Origin of the sequence: Pseudoalteromonas sp. Z9A5 (genome assembly GCF_011378875.1) — a bacterium.
GTDB lineage: Bacteria > Pseudomonadota > Gammaproteobacteria > Enterobacterales > Alteromonadaceae > Pseudoalteromonas.
The window spans coordinates 16,647-29,312 of sequence record NZ_WTLC01000027.1 but is presented as its reverse complement, the minus strand read 5'-3'; the positions used below and the strand labels follow the sequence as shown (position 1 = coordinate 29,312).

10 protein-coding genes are annotated in these 12,666 nt (G+C 39.0%); 8 read left to right on the top strand and 2 right to left on the bottom strand.

Translation table 11 applies throughout. The features are described from left to right. Positions 1 to 9: 9 nt before the first annotated feature. The 5 genes from GQR56_RS14065 (at position 10) to GQR56_RS14045 (ending at position 5,572) form a co-directional block, all read left to right on the top strand. The gene (locus tag GQR56_RS14065) at positions 10 to 1,020 is read left to right on the top strand and encodes a cupin-like domain-containing protein (protein WP_166112544.1); all 1,011 of its coding nucleotides are present in this window, start codon (positions 10 to 12) and stop codon (positions 1,018 to 1,020) included. Positions 1,021 to 1,042: 22 nt separating this feature from the next. Beyond that, positions 1,043 to 2,527, top strand: coding sequence for a tryptophan halogenase family protein (locus tag GQR56_RS14060; protein WP_165727807.1), 1,485 nt, complete (start codon positions 1,043 to 1,045; stop codon positions 2,525 to 2,527). Positions 2,528 to 2,532: 5 nt separating this feature from the next. Continuing rightward, positions 2,533 to 3,243: a DUF6445 family protein gene (locus GQR56_RS14055; protein WP_166112541.1), complete on the top strand. Its 711-nt coding sequence runs from the start codon at positions 2,533 to 2,535 to the stop codon at positions 3,241 to 3,243. Between the two features lie 7 nt (positions 3,244 to 3,250). Next, positions 3,251 to 4,078 (top strand): ThuA domain-containing protein, encoded by an 828-nt coding sequence (locus GQR56_RS14050; protein ID WP_166112538.1) that lies wholly within the window; start codon positions 3,251 to 3,253, stop codon positions 4,076 to 4,078. Between the two features lie 213 nt (positions 4,079 to 4,291). Next, on the top strand, positions 4,292 to 5,572 hold the full coding sequence (locus GQR56_RS14045) for a glycosyl hydrolase family 8 (protein ID WP_166112535.1): 1,281 nt from the start codon (positions 4,292 to 4,294) through the stop codon (positions 5,570 to 5,572). Positions 5,573 to 5,715: 143 nt separating this feature from the next. Here GQR56_RS14045 and GQR56_RS14040 read toward each other — a convergent pair whose 3' ends face one another. Then, positions 5,716 to 6,690 carry an SMP-30/gluconolactonase/LRE family protein gene (locus GQR56_RS14040; protein ID WP_166112532.1) on the bottom strand — a complete coding sequence of 325 codons (975 nt, stop codon included), beginning with the start codon at positions 6,688 to 6,690 and terminating at the stop codon, positions 5,716 to 5,718. Between the two features lie 115 nt (positions 6,691 to 6,805). On the opposite strand from GQR56_RS14040, the gene GQR56_RS14035 reads away from it, so the two are divergent. The 3 genes from GQR56_RS14035 to GQR56_RS14025 all read left to right on the top strand — a co-directional run bounded on the left by GQR56_RS14035 (position 6,806) and on the right by GQR56_RS14025 (position 11,934). Then, entirely contained in the window at positions 6,806 to 7,939 is a 1,134-nt protein-coding gene (locus tag GQR56_RS14035) for an endo-1,4-beta-xylanase (RefSeq protein ID WP_166112529.1), read from the top strand. Positions 7,940 to 8,534: 595 nt separating this feature from the next. Then, entirely contained in the window at positions 8,535 to 10,760 is a 2,226-nt protein-coding gene (locus GQR56_RS14030) for an endo-1,4-beta-xylanase (protein WP_166112526.1), read from the top strand. Positions 10,761 to 11,118: 358 nt separating this feature from the next. Beyond that, entirely contained in the window at positions 11,119 to 11,934 is an 816-nt protein-coding gene (locus GQR56_RS14025) for a restriction endonuclease (RefSeq protein WP_166112523.1), read from the top strand. A gap of 280 nt (positions 11,935 to 12,214) precedes the next feature. Here the strand turns inward: GQR56_RS14025 and GQR56_RS14020 are convergent, their stop codons facing one another. Continuing rightward, a complete protein-coding gene (locus GQR56_RS14020; protein WP_166112520.1) occupies positions 12,215 to 12,652 on the bottom strand; it encodes a cupin domain-containing protein in 438 nt (145 codons plus the stop codon). Positions 12,653 to 12,666 lie beyond the last annotated feature (14 nt).

The window sequence follows — 12,666 nt, the reverse complement described above, 5'->3', positions numbered from 1 at the left end:
TACTTAGCTATGGAAAATTTAGCAAATAATATCCAAACGCTGAGTGGCTTAACTCCCAGGACGTTACCCAAGGAGCTTTTAAACTCGCCTGTGCCTATTGTACTAAAAGGGTTTGTAAGCGATTGGCCCTTAGTTATTGCTGCTAAAAAGTCAGACAGTGCAGCGATTGATTATTTAACGCCGTTTTACGAAGGTTTTTTAGTTAATACTTGCACAATACCCGCCAGTCAAAGCGGGGTTGTAGGGTATAACCCCGATATGAGCGGTTTTAATTTTACTAATCAGCAAGCTGCATTTATTAATGCGCTTGAGCAAATAACGCAAAGTGCAAATAGCCCACAAGCCGACACTTTATACATTGGCTCTACCAGCATTGCACAGTGCTTACCTGCTTTGGTTAAACACTGCCATGTTAACGCATTAAGCGAAGGCTGTTTATTTAATGTATGGGCAGGCGGAAAAGTTACCGTACCAGCACATTACGACGTAGCGCAAAATTTAGCATGTTGTGTTGCAGGTAAAAGGCGTTTTACTTTATTTTCCCCCGATCAAATAGATAATTTATACATAGGCCCGCTTGATAAGGCACCCGGTGGTCAGCCAATAAGCTTAACCACCACAACTGCGCCCAACTTCACGCAATACCCTAAGTTTGAGCAGGCAATAAAAGCGGCAATTACCGTTGATCTTGAAGCCGGCGATGCCCTTATATTACCCAGCATGTGGTGGCACCAAGTAGAGGGGCTTGGCAGTTTAAATATACTGTTTAATTATTGGTTTAAAAATACGCCTGCGGTGTATGGGCAGCCTACTAATGCGTTGCACCTTGCTATTTTAAACATACGTAATTTACCAAAACATGAGCGAGCAGCATGGCAACGCTTGTTTAATTACTATGTATTTGCTGATAACGAATTTACCCACATACCAGAGCCCGCACAGGCTATTTTAACAAAGCCAATGGATGAGCTAACAGCGCGTAAATTAAGAGCCGAATTACAAAATAAATTAAGACGCTAAGCGTACTTGTAAGGTTTGAATTATGAATCAAAATGCAATTAAAAAAATAGTAATAGCAGGTGGCGGCACCGCTGGTTGGATGTGCAGCGCTGCAATGGCAAAGCTGCTAGGTAAAAATATTGAAATATGCTTGGTTGAATCCGATTTAATACCTACCGTAGGGGTCGGGGAGTCAACTATTCCTACGCTGCATATATTTCATGATTTACTAAAAATTAGTGAATCAGAATTTATGGCAGCCACTAACGCCACGTTTAAATTAGGCATATCGTTTGAGGGCTGGAAACAAAACCAGCAAAGCTACTTTCACTCATTTGGTTATGTGGGGCAAGGTTGTTGGGCTGCAGGTTTTCAGCACTTTTGGCTAAAAGGTATGCAACAAGGTGTAGCAGCCGATATTGGTGATTATTGCACAGAGCACGTAGCAAGTCGCTTGGGTAAATTTGCCGTAGTGCCGAATCAAGACCGTAACCATGCTTATCAGTTAGATGCCGGTTTGTACGCTAAGTTTTTACGAAATTTTGCAGAGCAAAACGGCGCTAAACGTATAGAAGGCATGATAAGCAAAGTTAACTTAGAGCCCAATAATGGCTTTATAAAATCGCTTACTTTAGGTGACGGGCAAATTATTGAGGGCGATTTATTTATAGATTGCACCGGCTTTAAAGGTTTATTAATAGAGCAAGCGCTACACACCGGATACGAAGATTGGAGCCATTGGCTCCCGTGCGACAGCGCAGTAGCAGTACAAACCGAATTAGTAAGCCCAATAGTGCCATATACGCGTGCAATGGCACATAAATGTGGTTGGCAGTGGCAAATACCGCTGCAAAGCCGCCGTGGTAATGGCTTAGTGTTTTGTAGTAAATACATGAGCGATGATGAGGCCAAAACAGCGCTCCTTAATAACGTAGAAGGCAAACCTATTAATGAGCCGCGCGTTATTAAATACCGCACCGGTACACGGCGTAAACATTGGAACAAAAACTGTGTTGCTATTGGCTTGGCAAGTGGTTTTATTGAGCCGCTTGAATCAACCAGTATTCATTTAATTCAGCAAAGCATTATTAGATTAATGCAAAACATGCCAACCAAAGCAATTGAGTCGTGCTATCAAGATGACTTTAATAACAAAATGCGCTTTGAGGCGGAAAATATCCGCGACTTTATTGTACTGCATTACCACGTAACGCAGCGCACCGACAGCGACTTTTGGCGTTACTGTAAAAATATGCCAATACCAGAGTCGCTCGCTAAACGCCTTGAGCTATTTAAACAAAGCGGGCATGTTTATAAAGCAGAGCAAGAGCTATTTGGCGAAGCATCGTGGTTACAAGTGATGTTAGGGCAAGGGCTAGTGCCGCAAAATTATCACCCCATTGTAGATAGCATGAGCGATGATGAGCTTAAACGATTTTTAGAATCAATAAAAAATCATGTGGCTAAAAAAGCAAATAGCTTACCGAGTCACATTGATTTTATTAATCATTATTGCAAGGCTAAGTAAGTATTATGCTAACACTTGGCAATAACTTACAGCCAGAGTATGAGTTTATAGGGCAAGAGCAAACGCCAATTATTATAATTGACGACTACCTTAGTGAGCCGCAAAAACTTATAAAATTAGCGCAAAGTGCTGCTCAAAGTAATGGAGAGTTTAAACCCGACGAACTCACTCAATACCCAGGTTTACGTATGCCGCTGCCAAAGCAATGTGTGGTTGATTACTTAAAGCCTCTTATACAGGGGTTTTATAACGTATTTAATATTGGGCAAACACTTACCCCATACCCAAAAGATAATACCTTATCGTTAATTACTAAAACGGAGCAGCAGCTATCACCAATACAAACCTTGCCACACTTTGATACCAACGATCCTAACCTAATTGCCATTATTCATTACCTTGGAGAGGGGCCGCATGGCGGAACGGGGTTTTTTAGGCATAAAAAAACAGGGTTTGAAACAATAAGCACAAAGCGCAAAAACACGTATTTAACGCATGCTCAACACATTCTTGAGTGCAGTAACACAAAACCTAGTTACTGCACCCCACAGCACAGTGAGTTTGAATGCTACAAGCACATACCCTACAAGCCAAATAGGCTTATTGTGTTTCCTGGGTATTTGCTGCACACCAGTTTACTTAATACAGCCACCGATATTTCACCGTGTCCACAAACAGGGCGGTTAACGGCCAATATGTTTGTTCATTTTAAATAGGAATACTATGTCTTTTTCTTTACCTAGATTCGCATATAAGGGTTGGCTATTAAGCTTTGTTGTATTGGCGCTGAGTATGGCAACAGTGCAAAAAAGTCATGCTACAGGGTTTGATACCCTCCCTAAAAAGCAATTTAATGTGCTGCTATTTACAAAAACCGCAGGGTGGCACCATAAGTCGCAAACCGAAGGCGTTAAAGCGCTAGAAGGCTTAGCCGATAAGCACTTTTTTAATTTAATTTGGCACGAAGAAAGCCATTATTTTAACGACGATTACTTAAAAAATGTTGATGTAGTGGTATTTTTATCAACCACAGGCGATATTTTAAACCCAAAAGAGCAAGCCGCGCTTGAACGATTTGTAAAAGCAGGTAAAGGCTTTGTGGGTATTCATAGCGCATCAGACACCGAATACGATTGGCTGTGGTATCAAAAGCTGGTGGGGCGCACCTTTAACATTCATCCTGTTATTCAAACCGGTGTATTAAGCAAAGTGCCTAATACTAACTTTATTGGCTTAAGCCATATGCCGCAGGAAATGCTTTGGACTGACGAGTGGTACGAGTTTGGGCCAGAGCTCACTAAGTTAAACTACTTACTCACGGTTGATGAGCAAACTTACAACCCAACTGCCGATTGGGGTAATAACAAAACAGGCTCAGGCATGGGATCGTTTCATCCTATTTCGTGGTATCACAATTACGATGGCGGCCGCTCATTTTATACCGCTCTTGGGCATACTAATGCGGTGTATAGCAGTGAGTTTTTAACCGAACATATTTATGGCGGTATTTATTGGGCTGCAACAGGTAAAGGGTTAAAAAGCAGTAATTAATGAATAACTCATAAATGTACTTTTTAGTTTTATTTACATCGTTCAAGGCCGCTTTTTTAAGCGGCCTTTTGCATTTTAGGCACTGTTTAAACACCTCACTCATTTCACTTAGTTTATAAAATAAACAAATAATTTTGAGAATTGCTTGATCAAATGGTCAAAAAGACTATATTAAATTTGCACGCTGATATAATTCAAATAAAGAGGATAAACATGAAAGTATTTTTTAAAATAACAACTTTATTGTTAACACTAATAAGCTATCAATCACTTGCTGCATTTAATAATAACCCATCGAGTGTAGGCGCCGACAGTTCAGGGACATACCGTAACCTCGCACAAGAAATGGGTAAAACAAATATACAGCAAAAGGTGAATAGTACTTTTGACAATATGTTTGGCTATAACAACACTCAACAACTTTACTACCCGTACACCGAAAACGGTGTTTATAAAGCACACTACATAAAAGCAATTAACCCAGACGAAGGCGACGATATAAGAACAGAAGGGCAATCGTGGGGAATGACCGCCGCTGTTATGCTCTACAAGCAAGAAGAATTTGATAACCTATGGCGCTTTGCTAAAGCGTATCAAAAAAATCCAGACAATCACCCTGATGTAAAAAAACAAGGCGTTTACGCGTGGAAACTAAAGCTTAATCAAAACGGCTTTGTTTATAAAGTAGATGAGGGCCCCGCTCCGGATGGCGAAGAGTACTTTGCGTTCGCACTACTTAATGCGTCAGCCCGTTGGGGTAATTCGGGCGAATTTGATTATTATGCTGATGCCATTACCATGTTAAACACAATTAAAAACAAGCTGATGCAAAACCAAATAATCCGTTTTTCACCTTACATTGATAACCTAACAGACCCTTCTTATCATATACCTGCGTTTTACGACTACTTTGCAAATAACGTGACTAATCAAGCCGACAAAAATTACTGGCGACAAGTGGCTACAAAAAGTAGAACCTTACTTAAAAACCATTTTACAAAAGTGAATGATAATCCGCATTGGAACTTACCTACATTTTTATCGCGCTTAGATGGCAGCCCTGTTATTGGCTACATTTTTAACGGCCAAGCAAACCCAGGTCAATGGTATGAGTTTGATGCATGGCGCGTAATTATGAATGTTGGCTTAGACGCGCATTTAATGGGTGCTCAAGCATGGCATAAAAGTGCAGTAAATAAAGCATTAGGCTTTTTAAGTTATGCAAAAACAAACAACAGTAAAAACTGTTACGAGCAAGTGTATTCGTACGGTGGAGCGCAAAACAAAGGCTGCGCAGGTGAAGGTCAAAAAGCCGCGAATGCAGTAGCGTTACTTGCTTCAACAAACGCTGGGCAAGCAAATGAGTTTTTTAATGACTTCTGGTCTTTATCACAACCAACAGGTAACTACCGCTACTACAATGGTTCGTTATATATGTTAGCTATGCTGCATGTATCGGGCAATTTTAAGTTTTATAACAACACGTTTAATTAAAATAACGGTGCCTAAGTAGCAAAAATCTAAGTAGCAAAAGCTTAGGCAGCAAAAACTTAAATAATAAAAAACCGGTGTAACCAAGTTACACCGGTTTTTGTGCTTAACGAGTGAGCTTAACTTTCCCTTTAATAAGTACTTAATTAGTTAGCCAAACCCGCTACTTTTACATCAAGCGTAAACAAGCCCTTTGCGGTGGTTATTAATAATGTTTTGCGATTTTTACCACCAAAGGCAAGGTTGGTTACATTAGGGCCCAGTTCAATTTTATCGATAAGTGAGCCGCGTGGCGTATAAATATTAATAACGCCTTTTTTGTGGCTGCTTACGTAAATATTGCCAGCTGAATCTACTTTTATACCATCGGGCGAGGTTACCTTAATAAAGTCTTCGCGCGGTGAAATATCACCGTTTTCATCAATAGTGTATTTGCTTACGCGGTTGCTAAAGTCGCCAACATAAAGGGTACGTTGATCGGGCGAGAGCGCAACACCATTGGGCTTTTCAAGAGTAGCGTCAATTAAACTAAGTACGCCTGTATTGCTTAAATTATACACACCAGTATAAGGCATTTGTTGAGTGCGTTCGCCTATTTGCCAGTTAGGATCGGTAAAAAATATATCGCCATTTTTATGCATAGTCATATCGTTTGGCGAGCTAAAGCTTAGCCCATCAAACTCGCTAACTATTACGGTATTAGTTTTACTTTTTATATTAATTTTAGAAAGCGACTGCGTACTATGGTTAAGCGTATAGAGGTTCTGCCCTTTGGCATACAAGCCGTTTGTACCACTGTGTTTTAAATAAGTGGTGAGGGTATTGGGCAGCACTAATTTATAAATGGTCGAATCAGGGCCAAGTGCTTGCGAGCTAGCAAAGTTCATTTCTGAAAAATAAAACGCATTGTCTTGGCTTGACCACGTAGGCCCTTCTAAAAACAAAAGCTCGTCACTAACAAGTGTGGGCTTAACGCCTTTTATTAATGGTGAGTGCTCATTGCTTTGGCTGTTTACAGCGTTTAACAAAGGTGTATTTTCAAGTTGTTGTGCCAGCGCTGCTTTATTAAAGCAGAGCATTAATACAACTAAGCTTAGCGTTTTTTTGTGTGTTTTTAGCATGGACGTTTACTCAGGTTTGTTTAATTTATAATTAATGGTCATTTTGACTATATCATTTATTTTTTTCGTTGTATGATATTTATCGAAAATAATAACGATTCAACGGAGCACACACATGCATAAAAAACACACACTCAGCCTGCTTTTACTTGCAGGATCATTAAGCGTAAACGCTGCACAAGACCAAGGTCTTAAAAACACCTTTGCAGACTCATTCAAAATGGGGGTTGCTGTAAATCAAGATATAGTGACAGGCAAAAACGCAGCCGCGCAGTCAATTATTGCTAAGCAATTTAATACAGTCACCCTAGAAAACGCCATGAAAGCTGAAGTAATTTATCCGCAAAAAGGTAAGGTCGATTTTAGTGGTGCAGATGCGTTTATAGATTTTGCCAAGCAAAATAACATGTTTACCGTAGCCCACACCTTAGTGTGGCATAACCAAACGCCTGACTGGTTTTTTACAAATAGCAAAAATGAGCCAAATACCCCAGCAGAGCAGTTAGAGCAAATGCGCAAACACATAGAGCTGGTAGCAGGGCGCTATAAAAACAAAGTAGATGCATGGGACGTAGTTAACGAAGTAATTGCTGATGACGGCTCTTATCGCCCAACTGTGTGGGTTAACCGCGTAGGTGATGGCGATACAATGGTAAAAGCCGCGTTTAAATACGCCCAGCAGTATTCACCTAATACCGAGCTTTACTACAACGACTTTAATGCATGGCGACCAGAAAAAAGAGACGGCATTATACGTATGATCAAAATGTTGCAAAAAGAAGGTATTCGAATCGATGGCATTGGCATACAAGCGCACTGGGGGCTTAATTTTCCTAAAATGCAATATATTGAACAAGCCATCGATGCATACGCCGCGCTGGGTATAAAAGTGATGATCACCGAGCTTGATATAGACGTGCTGCCTTTAACAAAAGAAGGGCAGATTACCGGCACCGATATGATGAAACCACAGTTTCAGTTAGAAGAGTTTGAAACCTACCTCGACCCATACAAAAATGGCTTACCTAGCGACGTAGAGGCGCAATTAAACGCCCGTTATAAAGCCTTGTTTGAACTGTTTTACGCAAAACGCGACAAGATAGACCGCGTAACCTTTTGGGGATTACACGATGGTATGTCGTGGAAAAACGACTACCCAATCCCAAACAGAACAAACTACCCGTTGTTATGGGATCGTAATTTAAACCCTAAGCCGATTATTAAAACAATTGCTGATGTAGTTCAGTAAGCAATTTAATGTGTAAAATGTAAAGCCGAGTGTTTTTAAATACTCGGCTTTTTGTGTTTGAAGTTGTTACAAAGAAAAATAATGAGCAACCGCTTCACTAGCTTAGCTAGTTAGTGATTTTAAATATCCTGATTTTACGCAAGTGTTATACGTTCAGATACCACTATGCCTTTTATAAAAGTATTCACCTTACGATTTAACCACCTAGGCAAATATAAAAGTAGAACAAATTTTAATCTTGATACTTATTGTTAATTAGACTATAACAGTGTTGGTTTTAGGTTAATTTAATGATGATATATTCACACACACGATATAGAACAGTAAAAATTTAATTTAAACCTTAACTATAACTAATTGATTATTAGCTTCTCTTTGTGGTTTTTTACAAGGTGAATATTAATAATTAAAGAGATATTACAATAATAAATATAGATGACAGTCTATTTTTACTAGTAAGTTGTAGTCATATTGAATAATAGATAGTTTGAAAGTGTTGTAAAAAACACTTTGAGCATATTTATTCACTTAAATGACGTTTATTGCATCTAGTTAAAAAACGACTCATTTATTGCTTTAGTCTAAGGAATAAAAAATGAAAAGATCGATTTTTCGTAACACCGGATTAGTGACCTTAGTGTCGCTATTAGTGGCGTGCGGGGGTAATAAAAGTGATACGCAGATACCTGAAGTACAAATACCGGAAGTGGTAGCACCTGATACTCCAGAGCCTGAAGCCCCAATTGCGGCTGAAATAGTTAATGGTGGATTAGAGGAAGACACTGCAGGTCAAACAACGCCCGTCGGAAATTGGGTATTTAGGCCAACACAAGAATCAAGCGCAACTTCTACTATAGAAGTAATAGAATCCGAAGAAGGCGTTAATACTTACAAAGGCACAAAAGCAGTTGAGGTGAGCGTTAATACATTGGGTGACAACCCGTGGGGTATTGAAATAGCTTATGAAGACCTTCCTATTACCGGAGGTAAAAATTATGAGTTTAGTGTTTGGGCCAAAGGTGAAGAGGGAACCAGTGCTGATTTTTGGATTCAAACGCCTGCGCCAGATTACGGTCAACTTAGCCTAGTAAAAGAAACACTCACAGGCGAGTGGCAAAAAATAACATTAACAGCCGCAACAGCCGAAGCTGACTCTTTAATTAGGCTGGCAATTCACTTTTCAAAAGAAGAGAACATTAATAAGTCTATATACCTAGACGAATTTTCAGGCTTTATTTTAGACGATGTCCCAGCACAAGAAATACCTGATGTTCAATATAGCGAAGTAACAGCACAAAGTTTAAAAGCATTGGCACCTAATTTTAATATTGGCGTGGCTGTGCCAGCGGGTGGTTTTGGTAACAGTATAATAGATAGACCAGAGATTAAAACGATTATTGAACAACACTTTAATCAGCTCTCGGCTGAAAATATTATGAAGCCTACCTATTTACAACCAACCCAAGGCGAATTTTTTTACGATGATTCTGATGAGCTAGTTAACTACGCCAAAGACAACTCACTCACTGTGCATGGCCATGTTTTTGTGTGGCACTCGCAAATTGCGCCTTGGATGCAAAGTTTTCAAGGTGATAAAGCCGCGTGGATAACCATGATGGAAAACCACATCACTCAAGTTGCCACTCACTTTGAAGAAGAAGGCGATAACGATACCGTAGTTAGCTGGGATGTAGTTAACGAAGCGTTTATGGAAAATGGTAAATACCGTGGTGAAAAAACCACTGACGACAGCGCCGACGAATCTGTATGGTTTGAAAATATAGGATCCGAATTTTTACCCTTAGCCTATAAAGCAGCAAGAGCGGCCGATCCTGATGCCGACTTATACTACAATGATTACAACCTGATTTGGAATGCTGATAAATTAGATGCCGTTATATCTATGGTTAACGATTTTCAAAACAATGGCGTGCCTATTGATGGTATAGGGTTTCAATCTCATATTTCACTTAACAGCCCTGACATTTCAACCATTCAGGCACATCTTCAAAAAGTGGTCGATATTCGCCCTAAAATTAAAGTAAAAATTACCGAGCTAGATGTTCGTATGAACAACGAAGGCGGCATTCCTCTAACTTACCTAACCAGTGAAAGAGCAGATGAACAAAAGCAGTATTACTATGATATTGTTAAAACATACCTAGAAACTGTACCTGAAGATCAACGCGGTGGCATAACTATTTGGGGCGTAATTGACGAGGATAGCTGGTTACAAAACTGGCCAGAGCCGACAACAGAATGGCCACTGTTATTTTTTAATGACTTTACTGCAAAACCTGCCTTACAAGGATTTGCTAATGCATTAAAAGAGTTAATTGAAGTTGTACAACCAGCACCTTCATCAGAGCTGCTAACTAATGGCGACTTTGAAGCCGGACTTGATTCATGGCAAGCGCGTGGCAGTGCAAGCATAACCTTAGAGTCAACCCAAGCTCATAGCGGTAATTATAGCGCTTTAGTACAAGGGCGAACTGAAACGTGGAATGGGATACAAAAGGATGTAAAAGGCTTATTTACAGCAGATAAAACCTATAACGTATCTGCATGGGTTAAATTATCTGACGATACCAGTACCGTTTCGCCAGATTTAAAACTAACACTACAAATAGAACATGCTAGCACTGAATACCTTGAGTTGACGCCTGTTACACCCGTTAACGCAGGTGACTGGGTACAGTTATCAGGTACTTACACACATTCAATTACAACGCAGGAAAGCACCGCTTTACTTTATGTTGAGTCAAGTGAACTCACCGCTGACTTTTATGTGGATGATGTATCGGTAACCTTGGTCGAATAATAAGCCTAACTAAAAGTAATTAACCCCAGATTAAATAGTCTGTATTTTTATACAGACTATTTTTTTGCGCGGGCTTTAATTGTTTGTGCATGATGCAGCAGGGTAGCTTGAGTATTCAAAATCGAGTATTTTTAATATGCTCCTCTATTTTGTGTTTTCGGAGTTTTTCACAAAAATAAAAAATGAGAAGTGCCTCATGAGTTTATTGCATCAGAAAAAGAACGCGGAGTTTAAAGTTAATAACTAGCAATACGTTATAGTGTTTGGTACTAATATAGGAAATAGACTAGGATAAGTTGCTATCAATTAGTTATGAAATTGTCCTTTACTAATATTGTTATGTTCAAGGAGATTGCTTTTGGAACTTTGTGAAACATCAAAAGATTATGAACTACTTACCCAAAAGATATATAAATCTATATTGGAGTCAGAAGGTGTTGAAAACCTTGAAGTTAAGCATGATCAAAAAATCAAAGGTAAGTCAGGTGTAGAACATCAAATAGATGTTTTTTGGGAATATAAATATGCAGGCGTTAGTCATAAAGTACTTATAGAGTGTAAATATTATTCTAAACCAATATCACTAATCCATGCTCGAAACATGTTAGGACTACTTAATGATATCGCGAATAGTCAGGGATTAATTGTTACCACACAGGGATTTCAATCTGGAGTAGTTGATTTCTGTAATCACTATGAGATTAGTCTAAAAAGAATCAGACCCCCGGAAGGCTCAGATTGGGATGGATGCATTCAGATTGTGGATATAAGCGGTGAGATTTATCAAAAGCAATATTTAAATTTAAGTGCTGATTTTGATGCTCGAGATCCTGAAACAAAGAAATTTTTTGAAGCTAATGAAATGGAAGTATCTTTCAATATATATGATTCAACTATTGAAGATTGTGGTGAGGTATTATTTATTAGTGACTGGCTTGATAAAAATATTATCGATAATTTAATTGAGTGTAATGTTAAGAAAGAAGATGTAATTGAGCCTATTGAAGCTCGAGTTATTTTTCCATCTGGAGAAAAATTAAAACTTCGTAATGTGAAAGTTCTCTGGGAGTTAACTAAACAAGATTTATTTATTTCTGTTGATGCGAAAGATTTTGTACATGCTGTTTTGGAAGATTTTGGTTCGGGTAAAGTTGAATACACATTGAGCAAATAACAAAACTAAAATTTAACATAAGAAAATATAGTTGAAACTTCTTACTTTGTTTAACGCTTAGTCAGTTTTAGAATTTATATACAGATAGGAGTTTAAAGTTATATTCACAATAGATTTTTTTGACTTCATCATAACTAAAGAGTGTATAAGCAATAAACATAGAACAGCCTGATCATATATCAGGCTGTTTTATTTCCTCTAAAAGCGAAGCGTCTCTTAACCTCTTTGTGCATCATTCTCTTGGTCTATTTCACTTAAAAACTAAAAAAGCCATTCAAAACTACTTAGCTTGATACCTCACTACCACAAACTTAAGTGGCACATCGCAGTTGTTATAAATGCCGTGTACGTCATTAGGGGCTGCAAATAAAATATCTCCAGTGCGTGCTGGCTGGCTTTTGCCATTAAGCGTCCACGTGCCAGAGCCTTCAAGAATCATTAAGTATTCTTCATCAGGATGCTGGTGGGCGGGATGTATTTCGTTATTAGGTTTAATAACCGCAACGCCCGTAATAGCAACTTTGGTGAGTGGTGTATCGCCATAAAAGTAAGTATGAAAATCGCCGCCTTCGTAGTGAGTAATGTGCGCGTCTTTTTGACTCACAATAGCTGATGTAAGTTGTGTGGGTTTATCTGCTGCGTTTACAGGCAATGCTATGGTGGCTGCGGTTGTAAGTAATACGCCGGTTACACAATGTTTAACTGTTAAATGATTCATGGTTGTTATCCTTA

Bases quoted from the DNA above. Each gene is read 5' to 3' on its own strand.
- GQR56_RS14050 (WP_166112538.1), top strand. From the start codon at position 3,251: ATGTCTTTTTCTTTACCTAGATTCGCATATAAGGGTTGGCTATTAAGC.
- GQR56_RS14030 (WP_166112526.1), top strand. From the start codon at position 8,535: ATGAAAAGATCGATTTTTCGTAACACCGGATTAGTGACCTTAGTGTCG.
- GQR56_RS14035 (WP_166112529.1), top strand. From the start codon at position 6,806: ATGCATAAAAAACACACACTCAGCCTGCTTTTACTTGCAGGATCATTA.
- GQR56_RS14045 (WP_166112535.1), top strand. From the start codon at position 4,292: ATGAAAGTATTTTTTAAAATAACAACTTTATTGTTAACACTAATAAGC.
- GQR56_RS14060 (WP_165727807.1), top strand. From the start codon at position 1,043: ATGAATCAAAATGCAATTAAAAAAATAGTAATAGCAGGTGGCGGCACC.
- GQR56_RS14040 (WP_166112532.1), bottom strand. From the start codon at position 6,690: ATGCTAAAAACACACAAAAAAACGCTAAGCTTAGTTGTATTAATGCTC.
- GQR56_RS14065 (WP_166112544.1), top strand. From the start codon at position 10: ATGGAAAATTTAGCAAATAATATCCAAACGCTGAGTGGCTTAACTCCC.
- GQR56_RS14055 (WP_166112541.1), top strand. From the start codon at position 2,533: ATGCTAACACTTGGCAATAACTTACAGCCAGAGTATGAGTTTATAGGG.
- GQR56_RS14020 (WP_166112520.1), bottom strand. From the start codon at position 12,652: ATGAATCATTTAACAGTTAAACATTGTGTAACCGGCGTATTACTTACA.